The sequence below is a fragment of the Streptomyces sp. Je 1-369 genome, assembly GCF_026810505.1.
Taxonomy (GTDB): Bacteria; Actinomycetota; Actinomycetes; order Streptomycetales; family Streptomycetaceae; genus Streptomyces.
The window spans coordinates 8,257,031-8,272,378 of record NZ_CP101750.1 but is presented as its reverse complement, the minus strand read 5'-3'; the positions used below and the strand labels follow the sequence as shown (position 1 = coordinate 8,272,378).

The following is a 15,348-nucleotide window of genomic DNA, read 5'->3' as shown; positions in this document are numbered from 1 at the left end:
CATGCCCGCCAACACCCTCACCCGCCCCATCCGCGTCCTCGCCCCACCCTCCCCGCCCGGACACCGCCACGACGAGATCCTCACCCCGGCCGCCCTGGACTTCGTCGGCCGACTGGCCGCCCTCTTCGGCGAGCGGCGCGATGAGCTGCTGAAGGAACGGCGCCGCCAGGCCCTGCGGCTCGCGGCGGGCACGCCGCTCGACTTCCCCCTCGTCACCTCCGCCGTGCGCGACGACCCGACCTGGCACGTCGCCCCTCCGGCCCCCGGCCTCACCGACCGCCGCGTGGAGATCACAGGTCCGCCGGACCGCCGTATGACGGTCAACGCGCTCAACTCGGGGGCGCGGGTGTGGATGGCCGACTTCGAGGACGCCACCTCTCCGACCTGGGACAACGTGATCGGCGGGCAGCTGAACCTGCTGGACGCCATCGAGCGGCGCATCGACTTCACCGCTCCCGAGGGCAAGGAGTACCGGCTCGCCGACCGCGACCGGCTCGCCACGATCGTGGTCCGCCCGCGCGGCTGGCACCTGTCCGAGGAGCACCTGGAGTACGACGGCGAGCCCGTGCCCGCCTCCCTCGTCGACTTCGGCCTGTACTTCTTCCACTGCGCGCGGCGCCAGATCGACGCGGGTCACGGCCCGTACTTCTACCTGCCCAAGCTGGAGAACCGCTACGAGGCACGCCTGTGGAACAACGTCTTCGTCGCCGCGCAGGAGCTTTTGGGCATCCCCCGCGGAACGGTCCGTGCCACCGTCCTCATCGAGACGATCACGGCCGCCGTGCAGATGGAGGAGATCCTCTTCGAGCTCCGCGAGCACAGTTCGGGGCTCAACGCCGGTCGCTGGGACTACCTGTTCAGCCTCATCAAGACCTTCGGGCACCGCACGGACTTCCTGCTGCGTGAGCGCACCCGACCGACCCGATGACCTGGGCTGAGGGGCCCGGAGGCGGCCGCCCGCCGAGGGGGCGGGCGGTCGTCCGCGCGGACGGGCGGGAGGCAGCGGAGTGTGCCGCCTTCCCGCCCGCCCCGTGTGCGAAGCACATCGCGCACGTGTTCCACCTCACCTTGCGATTGCCGGGCACGGCCCGGCTCGTCGGCGGACGGCGCCGTAAGGTGATCAGTGCAGCTGGTTCGCCCCGTCCGCCAGACGGGAGCGTCGCAAGAGGGAACCCGGTGGGAATCCGGGACTGCCCCGCAGCGGTGAGCGGGAACGACCGCCGTCACATGCACTGGGACCGACGAACGGTCCTGGGAAGCGACGGCCAGTAGGTGTCCTCCCCGGAGGACGTGCCCGCGAGTCCGAAGACCTGCCCGCTGTCCGTGCCCGAACCATTCGTGCGCGGATATCCCGGTGACCTCGTGGGCGGGTCGGCGAACACATCTGACGGACGGCCGCGCCCGACGCGCGTACCCGGGCCGTCCGGTGCGTCACCCCTTCGCGCTCTCGTCCCGTCGCCGGGATCTCAGGGATTCATCTCGCGAAGGAGATCTCCGTGACCACCAGGACCGCAGCCGCGGCAGCACGGGCCACCGTGTACGGCTACCCCCGCCAGGGCCCGAACCGTGAACTGAAGAAGGCCGTCGAGGGCTACTGGAAGGGCCGCGTCACCGCCGACGCCCTCCGCGCCGCCGCCGCCGACCTCCGCCGCGCCAACTGGCGCGAGCTCGCCGACGCCGGCATGGGCGAAGTCCCCACCGGCGACTTCTCGTACTACGACCACGTCCTGGACACCACCGTCATGGTGGGCGCGATCCCGGAGCGGCACCGCGCCGCGGCCGACGCGGACGCCCTCGACGGCTACTTCGCCATGGCGCGCGGCACGCAGGACGTGGCGCCGCTCGAGATGACGAAGTGGTTCGACACCAACTATCACTATCTGGTACCGGAGTTGGGTCCGGGCACGGTGTTCACCGCCGACTCGTCCAAGCAGGTGGCCGAGTTCAAGGAGGCCCGTGCGCTGGGGCTGACGGCGCGGCCCGTGCTCGTCGGGCCGGTCACGTACCTCCTGCTGGCCAAGCCCGCGCCCGGGGTCGCCGCCGACTTCGACCCGCTGACACTCCTCGACCGGCTGCTTCCCGTGTACGCGGAGGTCCTCGCCGACCTGCGCGCGGCGGGCGCCGAATGGATCCAGCTGGACGAGCCCGCCCTCGTCCAGGACCGCACGGCCGCCGACCTCAACGCGGCCGAGCGCGCCTACCGTGACCTCGGCGCCCTCACCGACCGGCCCAAGCTGCTCGTCGCGTCGTACTTCGACCGGCTCGGCGACGCACTCCCCGTACTCGCCAAGGCTCCGGTCGAGGGTCTCGCCCTCGACTTCACCGGGGCGGCCGCCGCCAACCTCGAAGCGCTGGCCTCCGTGGGCGGACTGCCCGGCAAGCGTCTGGTCGCCGGTGTCGTCAACGGCCGCAACATCTGGGTCAACGATATGGAGAAGTCCCTGGCCATCCTCGGCACCCTGCTCGGCCTCGCCGAGCGGGTCGACGTGGCCGCGTCCTGCTCCCTCCTCCACGTCCCCATCGACACGGGCCTCGAACGGGACATCGAGCCACAGATCCTGCGCTGGCTGGCCTTCGCCCGCCAGAAGACGGGCGAGATCGTGACGCTCGCCCGCGGCCTGGCCCGCGGCACCCACACGATCTCCACCCAACTCGCCGCGAACCGCGCCGACCTGGCCTCCCGGGCGGGCTCCCCCATCACCCGCGACCCGGCCGTCCGCGCCCGCACCGGCGCCGTCACGGACGCCGACGCACGGCGCTCCCAGCCGTATGCGGAGCGGGCCGCCGCCCAGCGCACCGCGCTCGGCCTGCCGCTGCTGCCGACGACGACCATCGGGTCGTTCCCGCAGACCGGTGAACTGCGCACGGCCCGCGCCGACCTGCGGGCCGGGCGGATCGACGGCGCCGGGTACGAGGAGCGCATCAAGGCCGAGATCCAGGAGGTGATCTCGTTCCAGGAGAAGACGGGCATCGACGTCCTGGTGCACGGCGAGCCCGAGCGCAACGACATGGTGCAGTACTTCGCCGAGCAGCTCACCGGCTACCTCGCCACGCAGCACGGCTGGGTCCAGTCGTACGGCACCCGCTATGTGCGCCCGCCGATCCTCGCCGGTGACATCTCCCGCCCCGAACCGATGACGGTGCGCTGGACGACGTACGCGCAGTCCCTGACCGGCCGTCCCGTCAAGGGCATGCTCACCGGCCCGGTCACCATGCTCGCCTGGTCCTTCGTCCGTGACGACCAGCCGCTCGGCGACACCGCACGCCAGGTCGCCCTCGCCTTGCGCGACGAGGTCGACGACCTGGAGGCGGCGGGCACTTCGGTCATCCAGGTCGACGAGCCCGCCCTGCGCGAGACGCTGCCCCTGCGCGCCGCCGACCACCCCGCCTATCTGGCCTGGGCCACCGAGTCCTTCCGCCTCACCACGAGCGGGGTACGGCCGGACACCCAGATCCACACCCACATGTGCTACGCGGAGTTCGGCGACATCGTCCAGGCCATCGACGACCTCGACGCCGACGTCATCAGCCTGGAGGCCGCCCGCTCCCACATGCAGGTCGCCCGCGAGCTCGCCGCCCACGGCTATCCGCGCGAGGCGGGCCCCGGCGTGTACGACATCCACTCGCCGCGCGTCCCCGGCGCCGAGGAGGCCGCCGCCCTGCTGCGCGAGGGACTCGAAGCGATCCCCGCCGAACGGCTCTGGGTCAACCCCGACTGCGGTCTGAAGACGCGTGGTTGGCCGGAGACCCGCTCCTCGCTGGAGAACCTGGTCGCGGCGGCCAGGACGGTCCGCGAGGAAATCGGGACGAGCACGTCCTGACGCGTGTGACGAGCACGCCCGTACGGGTGTGATGAGCACGTCCTGACGGGTGTGTGCGGCGCTGCGGTTCGAACCGGAGCCGCGGCACACACCCGTACACACCTGTGGCTCGTAACGCTCACTCATGCCGCTTCGCGCTCTGCGTCGCGTTGCACCGTGCAAGGATGCGTCCACCCGAGCTGTACTCCGCGCCTCCCCCAAGGCCCCGCCTCATGAGACAAGTCCCCTCGCTCATGTTCGTCCTGTACGTGGCCTGCGCCGTGTGCAAGGCACATATCGCGCACCTCGAGTTCACCCCTCCCGGCGCGCATCCCGTGAGCATGCCGCGCTGGGACGCGATGGGCCGGGCCGCCTACGCCGCGTCCAGAGACCACTCGCTCTGGTGGTTCACCGTGGAGAGCGAGGCATACACGAACGGCGCGGGTGAGAACGTTTCGGACGACGACGCGGACCGCTGCCGAAGAGCCTTCCGCTATCCGCGCACCTTCGGCCGCGTCCACACGGCAGGCCTCAAGGGGGACGCGGGTTTCTGCGCGCGGTGCGACGTCCCCTACTGCGCCCGGCACTGGCGCCGCGAGGAGACGGGCGACGAGGGCACGACGCTCTGTCCGCTGGGCCACCGGCGCTGATCAGGCCCCGCGGCCGGCCGTCGCCTCGGCCCAGCCGAGCGGCTGTGGCGTCCGGCCGTCCGCGTCCGCCACCTGCGGTTCACCGCCTGCTTCGTTGAACGCGGTCAACGCCGCCACCAGCGCCCCGCGTTGCTCGGGAGCGAGCCGTTCGACGATGGCCGTGACCTCTTCCCGGCGCCGGGCGGTGACGGTCTCGACGGTCCGCCGCCCCTCCTCGGTGACCTGGAGCGACGTCTCACGCCGGTCGTGAGGGTTCACCTGCCGGTCGGCCAGCCCCATCGCGATGAGCCGGTCCACCATCCGCATGGCGGTCGACGGCGCCACCTGCAGATGCTCGGCGAGCGTGACCAGTTTCGTGGCGCCCCGCGTCGACAGGACGACGAGCATGCGGAACTGAGGGAGCGTCACTCGTTCCTCGACCTGCGCCAGGGATCGCGCCGACACGGCGATGAGCAGCCTCGACGCCGTCAGGACCGCTCGGGTCACCGCCTCGACGTCGTCCACGTCCTCACGACACTTCCCGGGTTCGGCCATGTGTCCTTTCTACTCCTTCCCGGCGGGTACCCGTCCGCCCCCTACGGTGACCGGGACACCGGTTGAGGCACAGGAGGCCATGTGTTCGACGACTTCGAGCTGACGTGGTGCGAGGGCGACGGCGTGCGACTGCGGGTCCGGCACGGAGGGGCCGGGCCCGCGGTGCTGCTCCTGCACGGTCACCCTCGTACCCACGTGACGTGGCATCGAGTCGCCCCGCTGCTGGTCACGGCCGGCTATACGGTCGTCTGCCCGGACCTGCGGGGCTACGGCGGCTCCGAGAAGCCGCCGACCGACGAGCGGCACAGTCCGTACTCCAAGCGCGCCATGGCACGTGACTGCCTCGCGGTGATGCGCGGACTCGGGCACGAACGGTTCGCCGTGGTGGGGCACGACCGGGGCGCGTACGTGGCGTCGCGCCTCACCCTGGACCACCCGGAGTCCGTGTCCGCCCTGAGCGTCCTCGACGCCGTCCCCATCGGCGAGGCACTGCGGCGCTGCGACGCGACGTTCGCCGCGCGATGGTGGCACTGGTTCTTCCTCGGCCAGACCGACAAGTGCGCCGAACGCGTCATCGACGCCGACCCCGACGCCTGGTACAGGGCCGGCCCCGAGCAGATGGGTGCCGACGCGTACGAGGACTACCGGCGCGCCATCCACGACCCGGCCACCGTGCACGCCATGTGCGAGGACTACCGGGCGGGCCTCGGCGTCGACCGGGAGCACGACGACGCCGACCGGCGGACCGGTCGGCGCATCGAGTGTCCTCTGCAGGTGCTGTGGGCCACCCGCGACGACATGGTGGATCTCTACGGCGACGTGCTGGGCGTCTGGCGTGACTGGGCGGCCGGCCCGCCGGTCGGGGGCCCCGTCGCATCCGGCCACCACATGGCCGAGGAGGCCCCCGACGAACTCGCCGCCGCCCTGGTCGGGTTCTGGAGCTGAGCCGCCACAGAACTATCTGACTCGGTAGCTAATCAACCGTCAGTTCCGCGACTCCCGGGTGCTTCTTCGCCCCCTCCTCACCGCGCACCGTCACCCGCACGTACCGCGCGAGCCGCGGGTCGTCCGCGTCCATCCGGTGCCAGTTCCGCCCGTCGAGGGAGAGCTCGACGCTGTGGGCGGTCGGCTCGGTGTCGCTCCAGGTGGGGGTGACCTTCTTGACGCGCACCGGCTTGGTGAGGTCCGTCGTGAGGCGGCCGTTCGCGCCGTCGGGGACCCAGGCCGTGGCCGAGTTGCCGTCGAGGGCGGCGCCCGCGTACATGCCGGGCTGCTCGGAGGAGGCCTTGGCGGTGGTGCAGCGGGCCAAGTTGGTCGTGGGGGTCAGGTCGGGGCGGCGGGTCTCCAGGACGACGGGGGCTCCCTTGTCGAGCGTCCGCTTGCCCTGCGGGGTGTCGAGTGTCATGGGCGCGCCGTCGGTGAGGCGCACGGTCGTGCGGCGGGCGCCGATCTCGATGTCGTACGTGCGCCCCTGCCAGGAAAGGCCGCGCAGGGTGACGCCGGGGTCGAGCTGCGGAGGCAGCATCGGGTCGAGGTGGAGGCTGCTCTCCCGCATCCGCATGCCGGTCAGACCGTTGGTGAAGGTCTGCAGGAAGCCGCCCTTGCCGGTGAGGAAGTCGTGCGCGGGCGAGCCCGACAGGGGGTCCTCGGCGCCCGCCTTGTCGCCGCGGGCCTCCGAGAACTGCGCGAAGGGGCCGCGGACGAACGGCTTGATGGAGCGCTCCAGGTAGGTGTACGTGGAGCAGCCCGGCTCACCGATCCCGGCGGCGTCGATGGCGTGCACCGAGTCCGTCATGGCCGGTCCGTCCGGGTCGGTGCGCTGCGCGTAGTAGTCGAGGGTGGCGGCCGCCGCGCCCTCGGGCATCTTCCACTCCAGCGGGTACATCAGGAGGACCGTGTCGGCCTGCTTGATGGTGCTGCCCTTGTAACCGTCGTACTGCTGGAAGACCTTGCGTCCCTCGTCGTACGGGATGCGGATGCGGTCGGCGATGGTCTTCCACTTGGCGGGTGCCCGCTCCCCGGCCAGTTCGGCGGCGCGGGTGGCGTGGCGCAGGGCGGTGACGGCCCCCGCGTTGGTGAAGACCGCGTCGTCGACGCCGTTGCTGTACTCGTCGGGCCCGGCCGTGTCCTTGATCGAGTAGCTGCCGTCCTTGTTGCGGCTGACGCGGCCCGCCCAGAACTCGGCGATGCCCTTCATGACCGGGTAACCGCGCTCGCGCAGCCAGTCCGTGTCCTTGGTGGCCAGGTAGTACTGCCAGGTGGCGAGGGAGATGTCGGACTGGAGGTGGATCTGGGTGCGGCAGTGCGGCGGATCGACGCTGTGGCACTCCTTGCCGAGGTTGCCCGAACTACCGCTGTTCCAGGGGTAGAAGAGCCCTTCGTAGCCGAGCTTCCTGGCGTTCTCGCGGGCGCCCGCGCGGGTGCGGTAGCGGTAGTCGACCACGGACTTGGCGAGCTCGGGCCGAGTGGCGAGCAGACCCGGGTACATCCAGGTCTCGGCGTCCCAGAAGACGAGACCCGCATAATTGTCGCTGGTCAGGCCCGCGGGAGCGATGCTGTTGGAGGCGCCTTCGCGGGTGTTGGCGAGCAGCCCGTACTGCGCTGACCGCACCCATGACTGCATCTCGCGCTGCCCGCGCACCTCGATGTCGGCGCGCCACAGTTCGGCCCACGCGGCGGTGTGCGACCGCAGCATGGTCTTCCAGCCGCGGTCGGCGGCCCGTTGCGAGGTGGCGGTGGCGTCCCGGCGCGGTGCACGGGAGGTCAGACCCGTATCGATGCCGACGTACTTGGTGAAGTCGTACGACTGTCCGCGCCGGACCGGCAGGGCGAAGCCCTGGCGTGCCGTCAGGTCCTGGGCACGCGCGGCCTGTTGGGCCATGGCTCCGTGCGCTCCGTGGCCCGCGCGCAGCGTGGAGGCGACGGCGCCGTCGACCTTCGTGCCGTCCGTGCGGAAGGCGACGTCCATGCTCGGCGCGGTCCGGGAGCCGTCACGGTGTCCGCCAATCCGGTCGCCGCCGCCGGTCTGCTGGATGCGGCGGGCGCCGCGGCCGTCCAGCATGTCGGTGACGGTGGCCCTGCCGCTCCAGTGCGGCGTCATCTTCATCCGCACGGCACCGACGTGCGGGTTGGTGCGGTCGGCGAGCACCTCGTAGACGAGGTCGGTGCGGCGGCCGTCGGCGGCCGTCCAGGTCAGCGACGTACGGACGACACCGCAGTGCAGGAGGAGCGACTGGCGGTAGTCGGAGATGCGGCCGGACGGCGTAGAAGAGTTGAAGGTATCGCCGTGCTCTCCGCCCGTGCTGACCGTGAGGGCGGTCCAGTTGGGCAGGGCGGCGACGGCCTGACGGTCCTCGGCGGTCTTCTTGTTGTGTGCGTAGAGGCCGGACACGAAGGAGCCGTCGTAGCGCGGGGTGAAGAGCGGCCAGCCCGTCTTGGCCTCGCTTTCGGTGTATCCGGCACCATTGGGCGGTACGCGTTGCCCCAGGTAGCCGTTGCCGACGAAGGCGTGGTGGGTGTCCTTCGCGTCGGCCCGGGTCGTGGTGCCGAGGGTCCAGCCGTCACCCGTGCGGCAGTGCGCGGCGGGGGTGGTGTCGCCGTCCGGGGCCGCCTTCGCGGCGACCGACGGCACCGAGGCGACGAGGGTTCCGGCCAGCAGCACCGCGGTCAGTCGGGCGGCGCGCGGCCGCGCACCGAGGGAGTACGTCATTGTTCTCCGTCACTCTGGTTCGCCTTGCGAGGGTCCAGGGACCATAAATTTCCTGAACGAGTCACGTCAATAGATCCGTGTTCTCGGTCAAGTCTCGAAGACATGGAGAACGTGTGAGGGCGCGCGTGGTCACGCCGGGACGGCTGAGACGGCTGAGATGGCTGAGACGACTGGGACGGCTGGGATGGCTGGGGGGGGGTCGCGCTCAGCGTCGCGTACTGCTCAGTCCGCACACCGCGAGCTCCTCGGGTGTGATGGACGGCCCCGTCTGGGCGTCCCGTCCCGGCCCCCGGGCGACGCCGAGCAGCACCTGCGGCCTGGCCAGGCAGGTCAGGGGCGCGGAGAGGGTCATGAGGTCGGTGAGTGCGCGCAGGACCGCCGTGTTACCGGTGGCGGTGCGCATCATCCGCTGGGTGTATCCGCGCAACAGGCGTGCGGCGGCCGGGAGTTGAGGTCCCGTGGTGTCGGGGTAGTTGAGGTCCTCGCCGGTGGCCAGGTCCCAGGGGCCGCCCGTCGCACGGGCCACGGACCGCTGGACGTGCCGGGCGAATCCCTCGCGGCGGGCAGGGCGCTCGCCGAGGGCCCGGTCCAGAGCGGCGGCGCTGTGGGCGGCCACCGACAGGCCCTGGCCGTAGACGGGGTTGAAGGTGGCGACCGCGTCGCCCAGGGCGACGAACCCGTCCGGCGCTGCGGGCAGCCGGTCGAAGCGGCGGCGTCGGTTGACGGTGCTGCGGGTGAGGTGGACGTCGGTCAGTGGCTCGGCGCGTGAGATCAGGTCGGCCACGAGAGGGTCGCGCAGGCTGCGGGCGAACGGCTCGAAGTCGACGGCGCCCCTGGTGGGTTCGCCGCCGCGGGTGCCGGCGATGGTGACCAGCCAGCGGCCGCCCTCGACGGGCAGCAGGGTGGCGCCCCGGCCGGGTGTTCCGGCGCGCGGGTCGGCCTGGAGGCTGACGAGCGGGAAGTCCTGCGTGCCGGGCGGCGCGCGGAACAGCCGGGTGGCGTAGACCTGCCCGGCGTCCACGACCTCTTCCTGGACGGCGGGCACTCCGAGCCTGGCGAGGTGCCGGGAGGCCTGCGAGCCGCGGCCCGAGGCGTCGACGACGAGGTCCGCCTCCAGATTCTCCACGGTGCCGCTGTCGATGTCCCGCACGGCCACTCCGGTGACCCGGCGCAGGTCGCCGAGGAGCTCCACGGCCTCGGCGCCTTCCCGCAGTGCCACTTGCGGCAGACCCAGGACGCGTGCGCGCACCACCGCGTCGAGGAGGTCCCGGGTGCAGGAGACGAGGAACTTGCTGCCGGGCCTGCGCGGGAACCAGCCCTGGGGCCCGAGCACGACGATGCCGTCCGTCACTCCCAGCTTCCGCGCCCCCGCGGCCACCCAGGCGTCGACGGTGCCGGGCAGCAGGGCGTCGATGACGCTCGCGCCGCCCGACATCACCATGTGCGCGTGGCGGGCCTGCGGCAGCCCGCGGCGCGGTCCTGCCGTCTCCGGCATGCGGTCCCGGTCGACGAGCACCACCTCGTCCATCCGGCCCGCCAGGACGGCGGCCGCCAGCATCCCGGCCATGCCCGCGCCCAGGACGACCGTGCGACCGCCTCGGCCGGTCTCCCCGACTCGTACGTTCATGACCACGGCCTCCCGGGCGGGACTTGCGGCGCCGGACGCCCCGGCGGCTCGTACGAGCACATTCCGTCCGGGGACTCAGGCCAAACTGCGGCAGAGGGAGCGTGGCGGGCACAAGTCGTGAATCGGACTGTCGGGTGGGGCTCGGTGTCGCGGGTTCCGCGGGTTCCGCGGGTTCCATGGGTGGTGACGACTGCCGCCGCGGCGCCGAGTTCTACCGCGGGGTGCCGAATTCTGCCGTAGTAACGATTTCCACCGTGGTGACGACGCGGGTCAGGGACGGCCGACGGGGCACGGACCCGAAGCCGAAGCGGACCGGGGGCTCCACCGCGGTGAGTGCCCCCAGATCCCGCCCGTCCCACGACGCGCGCGCCGACGTGATGGTGCGCAGGTCCCTGGCCGCGTACCACTCTCTGCGCCCCCTGCCCGCGCTGCCGCGCGTCCGTACGCCCGGCATCAGCAGGCGGGCCGGCACGTCGCACAGGGCGGCCCAGCCGGGGCTGCTCGCCAGGCGGCCCGGGACCAGGCGCAGCAGGCGGCCGAGCGCGGTGGACCGGCCGGGTTGGAAAGCGAGCCGCAGCGGCCCCGCGGTCACGGTCCACTGCCCCTGCCTATGCCCCTGCCCCTGCCCCTGCCCCTGCCCCTGCCCCTGCCCCTGCCCCTGCCCAGCCTCGACGGCCACGGGACACATGACGATCTCGTCGAAGCGGTACGTGGCGGAGACGAACTCCGCGACCTGTTGCGACGGCGCGAGGAGCACGCGGTGGCCGTCGGCGCGCTCCACCATGACGTCGGCGAAGGGTCCCAGCGGGGACACGGGCCAGTATCCGACGACCAGGCGCACTCCGGCACCGGTGCCGAGCCCCGCGATCCATCCGTCGAAGCGCATGCGGCGCGAGGTCCTGCGCAGCGGGCCCCCGCCCCTCCCTGTCCTACGGAGGGGCGGGGGCCCGCGCCTTGCTCGAATGCGCCGCCCGCCTAGCTCTGCGGCGGGTCCTGCTGGGACCGGTCCGAGCCGAACTGGTCCTTGAGCTTGTCCTGGGCGGTGTCGACCTGGCTGGAGTACTTGCCCTGGGTCCTGTCGTCGACGAAGTCGCCTGCCTTGTCGATTCCCTGCCCGGCCTTGTCCTCGTGCCCCTTGAGCATCTGCTTGAGCTTGTCCATGACCGACATGGGCTGTACCTGCCTCTCGACTCTTCCCGTCCCTCCCCTTCCCATCCAGATTCAGGGCGCGATGCCGGATCCGCATCCTGTGGAGGCGACGGAATTCGAACGCGTGACCTACCCCCTCACTGCTGACCCCTGAGTGGAGCCGCGAAAGGGACGGTGACGGTGAGGTGGCCGTCACGGTCCGGGCGAGGGGCGTCGAGGGCCTCCAGACGGGTGGCGAGGTGGCCGATCACCCGGGCGGTGAGCGGCTCGTCCGGGGTGGCCGTGCCTTCCGGAGGCAGAAGGGCCTCGTCGCGACTCGGCGGGTTGTCGCCGAAGTACCGCGCCGTGTCCTTGTTGGCGACCCAGCAGGCGAGCGAGACCTCGACCCGGCCCTGAGCCACCGGACCCACGCGGACGTGCGCGTGCATGTCGAATCCGTCTCCGCCGAGAGTGACCGTCGTGGAACGCTCACGGCCGTCGACACACTGCCGCATCAGCTCACGCACGGCCGGTTCCACGACCGCTCGCGCCATCGGTTGCGCGTAGACCACCTGATTCCCCCCTCAAACGCCGAAGTGTCCCCGGGTGAGGCTCTCGACGACCACGCCCGCCCGTCAACTCCCCTACGCATACGCGTAACTCCTCGTACGCGTGACTCCGAGATGTTGCGGGCATGACAAGGCTGCCCCAGCTGCCCATCCCCGTCCCGAAGTGCCCGAGGAGAATTCTGTGAAGCCGGAGTCGAAGCCAGAGCCAGAGCCGAAGTCGAAGTCGAAGTCGCGCAGAGTGGTCCGCCGTGCGTCCCTGTCCGTCGGCGGTGCCCTCACCCTGGTCGTGGCCTTCGCGGGATCGGCCGTCGCCGCGCCGCCGCAGGCCCTGCCCGCGAACGCCGACGGCACCGAGCAGACGTTCCAGCCCGCCTACGACTACGACGGCGACGGCTGCTACCCGACGCCCGCCATCGGCCCCGACGGAACGGTGAACGGCGGACTCAAGCCGAGCGGCGCCGTCAACGGGCAGTGCCGCGACGCGAGCGACCTCGCCAACACCAACGGATACTCCCGCACCAAGTGCGACAACGGCTGGTGCGCCGTCATGTACGGCCTCTACTTCGAGAAGGACCAGGCCGTGGCCGGCAGCGGCCTCGGCGGCCACCGGCACGACTGGGAGCACGTCGTGGTGTGGGTGAAGGACGGGCGAGCCGAGTACGTCGCCACGTCCGCCCACGGCAAGTTCCGCATCCACCCGCGCGACCAGATCCGCTGGGACGGCACCCACCCGAAGGTCGTCTACCACAAGGACGGCATCGGCACCCACTGCTTCCGCGCCGCGACCGCGGGCGACGAGCCGCCCGAGAACCACCGCGGCAACTGGCAGTTCCCCGCGCTCATCGGCTGGAACGGCTATCCGGCGGGCCTACGGGACCGACTGAGCGCCCACGACTTCGGCAGCGCCACCTTCGGCCTCAAGGACGCGAGCTTCCCCGGTCACCTGGCCGCGGCGCTGCCGGCCGGTGTGCCGTTCGACGTCAACGCCTGAGACACCCGCAACGCCTGAGACACCCGCAACCCTTGAGACGCGCGTCGGCTCGCCGCCGCTTTATGCGTTTCAGGCGTGTCATACCTTTTGGGCGGTACGAGAAGCGATCGTGGGCACGTGGATCACATGACTGATGTCCGCTTCTTCGCCCGCAGGTACGGGCCTCCACCGCGCGAGGCCCGCCCGTCCTTCGTGCTCGTCCACGGACTCGGGCTCTCGGGCCGCTACTTCGTGCCGCTCGCGCGTCGGTTGGCCGCGGGCGGCACGAGCGTTCTCGTGCCGGATCTGCCGGGCAACGGGCGCTCTCGGTCCGCCGTACGCCGTGCGCCCGATGTCGGACAGCTCGCGGATGCCCTGGCGCACGGCCTGGCGCGCGGCCTGGGCCGTGCGTTCTCGACGGGGCCCACTGTCCTGGTGGCCAACTCGGTCGGCTGCCAGGTGGTCGCGGCCCTGGCCGCCCGCCACCCCCACCTGGTGAGCCACCTGGTGCTGGTCGGCCCCGCGCTCGACCCCGGCCTCTCCGGGCTGCGTCAGTTCGGGCGGCTCGTCGCCGACGCCCCCAGGGAGCCCCTGAGCCTGCTCGCGCTGGCCGGGTTCGACTACCTGGTCACCGGCCCCCTGCGCTGCGCTGCCTCCTTCCGCCACTCGCTGCGGGACGCGGCCGCCGCATTCGAGGCGAACCTGTCCCGGGTCCGCGCGCCCACCCTCGTCGTACGTGGAGCGGGTGACACCATCGCCTCCGACGCGTGGACGCGACGCGTGGCGGATCTCGTCGCCGACGGGTACGCGCGGGATCTCCCGGACGCCGCCCACGCGGCCCACTTCGGCGCGCCGGATGCCCTCGCCGCGCTGATCGAGAACTTCATGGCGGGAGAGCCCGGATGACGTCCCACCCCTCGCCCTGGCTGCGCCTGCTGCCCGGCATCTCCCCGAAGCGCCGAGGTTTCGTCCTCGCCTGGTGGGGGTTCGCCCTGACCTTCGGCGGAATGCGGCTGCTCACCTGGCTCATCCACATCGACGCCGCCGGGGTCGGTGACATGCAGGCCGGCGGGGTGCACATCCATCACTACGTGTGGGGAATCCTGCTGCTCGCGGGGGTGGGCGCGGCGGGCCTTGCCGAACGCTCCGCCAGGGCGCGCGCCTGGATGGGGCTTGCCTACGGGGTCGGCCTCGCCCTCGTCGTCGACGAGGCGGCGCTGTTGATCAGCCTGGAGGACGTGTACTGGGACACGCGGGGCGGGTTCAGCATCGCCCTGGCCATCGCGGTGATCGCCGTCGCCGGCAGCGTCCTCGCGGTCACGAGGGGGCGCCGGGCATCCAAGAACGATGTGGACGAGGACGACTGAGGTCGACTGAGGATGACTGGGGTCGGATGAGGTCGGCGGTCGCCGTGAGCGGCCTACTCCGGCTCCACGTCGGTGTGCAGCATGTGGTGGTCCGAGTACGGCGTGGGCTGTACGCGGTGCTCGCGCGCGGCGAAGCCACGTAGGAAGACGTAGTCGAACTTGCTGTGCCAGTCGGTCGTCGGCTCGCAGGGACCCGTGGGCACGGGGTGACACTCGGAGTCCGTGTCCTCGGCCAGCTCCCAGATGCGGCTGAGTTCGGGGGCGTCCGGCACCGCGTTGAAGTCGCCGAGAACGATCGCGCGGTCGTGCCGGGCGACTGCCGCGGCCAGTACGCCGGCCTGCGCCGCCCGGACCGATTCCTGCTGCCGCTGGGCGAGGTGCGTGTTGAAGACCCGGACGGACCGGCCGCCCACGGTAGTGGTGACCGCCATGTATCCGCGGTCCTCGGATCCGCCGTCCGGATACTCCACGGTGACCGGGTCCTTCATGGGTGCGGCCGAGAGGACCGCCTGCCCGAAGCCTCCCGGATTCCACGGCACTCCGCCGCAGCGGCCCCAGTCCTGGAGGACCGTCCCGTACTTGACGCGGTACTCCAGCCCGTAGAAGCTCCGCAGGTGGTTCCGGATCCTCTCGACGTCCCGCACGCACGCTTCCTGCAATCCGATGACCTGGGGCGCGTACGTGGCGATGTCCGCCGCACGGTCGATGTTGCTCACGTCGCAGGGATTGCAGATGTTCCACGTCATGACCCGGTTCGGTACGACCTCGCCGACGGCGTCGACGGGCAGCGACCTGACGAAGAGGGCACCGCTTGGAGCGCTGGGGCCTACGAGCATCATGAAGACCGCGAACATGGTGCCCGCCAGCAACCGCGTGCCCTTACGGAACACCCTCGCCTCCCCGATCCGACGTCGACCCGCAGCCCCCGGAGTCCCCACCGTCCCTGCAGTGTTCATGCAAGAGATTATGGGACGGCCTCGGAACACGAGAAGAA

13 protein-coding genes, 1 pseudogene and 1 riboswitch are annotated in these 15,348 nt (G+C 71.6%); of the genes and pseudogenes, 7 read left to right on the top strand and 7 right to left on the bottom strand.

Annotated features, from left to right (window positions below; genetic code table 11):
* Position 1: 1 nt before the first annotated feature.
* The 3 genes and pseudogenes from NOO62_RS36530 to NOO62_RS36520 form a co-directional block, all read left to right on the top strand.
* Positions 2-922 (top strand): annotated as a pseudogene (locus tag NOO62_RS36530) (malate synthase); the annotation flags it as partial.
* A gap of 191 nt (positions 923-1,113) precedes the next feature.
* Positions 1,114-1,333, top strand: a riboswitch (cobalamin riboswitch).
* Positions 1,334-1,496: 163 nt separating this feature from the next.
* Positions 1,497-3,821, top strand: a complete 2,325-nt coding sequence (gene metE, locus NOO62_RS36525) for a 5-methyltetrahydropteroyltriglutamate--homocysteine S-methyltransferase (protein ID WP_268775081.1) — start codon at positions 1,497-1,499, stop codon at positions 3,819-3,821.
* 212 nt (positions 3,822-4,033) lie between these two features.
* The gene (locus NOO62_RS36520) at positions 4,034-4,450 is read left to right on the top strand and encodes a hypothetical protein (RefSeq protein ID WP_268775080.1); all 417 of its coding nucleotides are present in this window, start codon (positions 4,034-4,036) and stop codon (positions 4,448-4,450) included.
* On the opposite strand, the gene NOO62_RS36515 is transcribed toward NOO62_RS36520, so the two are convergent.
* On the bottom strand, positions 4,451-4,984 hold the full coding sequence (locus NOO62_RS36515) for a MarR family winged helix-turn-helix transcriptional regulator (protein ID WP_268775079.1): 534 nt from the start codon (positions 4,982-4,984) through the stop codon (positions 4,451-4,453).
* Between the two features lie 81 nt (positions 4,985-5,065).
* Here NOO62_RS36515 and NOO62_RS36510 point away from each other — a divergent pair, with 81 nt between their 5' ends.
* Positions 5,066-5,929, top strand: a complete 864-nt coding sequence (locus tag NOO62_RS36510; protein ID WP_268775078.1) for an alpha/beta fold hydrolase — start codon at positions 5,066-5,068, stop codon at positions 5,927-5,929.
* 28 nt (positions 5,930-5,957) lie between these two features.
* Here NOO62_RS36510 and NOO62_RS36505 read toward each other — a convergent pair whose 3' ends face one another.
* The 5 genes from NOO62_RS36505 to NOO62_RS36485 all read right to left on the bottom strand — a co-directional run bounded on the left by NOO62_RS36505 (position 5,958) and on the right by NOO62_RS36485 (position 12,020).
* Positions 5,958-8,693 (bottom strand): discoidin domain-containing protein, encoded by a 2,736-nt coding sequence (locus NOO62_RS36505; protein ID WP_268775077.1) that lies wholly within the window; start codon positions 8,691-8,693, stop codon positions 5,958-5,960.
* 205 nt (positions 8,694-8,898) lie between these two features.
* Positions 8,899-10,320: a pyridine nucleotide-disulfide oxidoreductase gene (locus tag NOO62_RS36500; RefSeq protein ID WP_268775076.1), complete on the bottom strand. Its 1,422-nt coding sequence runs from the start codon at positions 10,318-10,320 to the stop codon at positions 8,899-8,901.
* A 211-nt stretch (positions 10,321-10,531) separates the two neighbouring features.
* Positions 10,532-11,206 (bottom strand): hypothetical protein, encoded by a 675-nt coding sequence (locus tag NOO62_RS36495; RefSeq protein ID WP_268775075.1) that lies wholly within the window; start codon positions 11,204-11,206, stop codon positions 10,532-10,534.
* An 89-nt stretch (positions 11,207-11,295) separates the two neighbouring features.
* Positions 11,296-11,490, bottom strand: a complete 195-nt coding sequence (locus NOO62_RS36490; protein ID WP_268775074.1) for an antitoxin — start codon at positions 11,488-11,490, stop codon at positions 11,296-11,298.
* A 116-nt stretch (positions 11,491-11,606) separates the two neighbouring features.
* Positions 11,607-12,020, bottom strand: coding sequence for a hypothetical protein (locus tag NOO62_RS36485; protein WP_268775073.1), 414 nt, complete (start codon positions 12,018-12,020; stop codon positions 11,607-11,609).
* A 178-nt stretch (positions 12,021-12,198) separates the two neighbouring features.
* On the opposite strand from NOO62_RS36485, the gene NOO62_RS36480 reads away from it, so the two are divergent.
* From NOO62_RS36480 to NOO62_RS36470, 3 genes are all read left to right on the top strand, one after another.
* Positions 12,199-13,008 (top strand): NPP1 family protein, encoded by an 810-nt coding sequence (locus NOO62_RS36480; protein WP_268775072.1) that lies wholly within the window; start codon positions 12,199-12,201, stop codon positions 13,006-13,008.
* A gap of 126 nt (positions 13,009-13,134) precedes the next feature.
* Positions 13,135-13,893 carry an alpha/beta fold hydrolase gene (locus tag NOO62_RS36475; protein WP_268775945.1) on the top strand — a complete coding sequence of 253 codons (759 nt, stop codon included), beginning with the start codon at positions 13,135-13,137 and terminating at the stop codon, positions 13,891-13,893.
* The gene (locus NOO62_RS36470) at positions 13,890-14,354 is read left to right on the top strand and encodes a hypothetical protein (protein ID WP_268775071.1); all 465 of its coding nucleotides are present in this window, start codon (positions 13,890-13,892) and stop codon (positions 14,352-14,354) included. Before NOO62_RS36475 ends, NOO62_RS36470 begins: the two co-directional genes overlap by 4 nt.
* A 53-nt stretch (positions 14,355-14,407) precedes the next feature.
* On the opposite strand, the gene NOO62_RS36465 is transcribed toward NOO62_RS36470, so the two are convergent.
* A complete protein-coding gene (locus NOO62_RS36465) occupies positions 14,408-15,310 on the bottom strand; it encodes an endonuclease/exonuclease/phosphatase family protein (protein ID WP_414930949.1) in 903 nt (300 codons plus the stop codon).
* Positions 15,311-15,348: the final 38 nt, after the last annotated feature.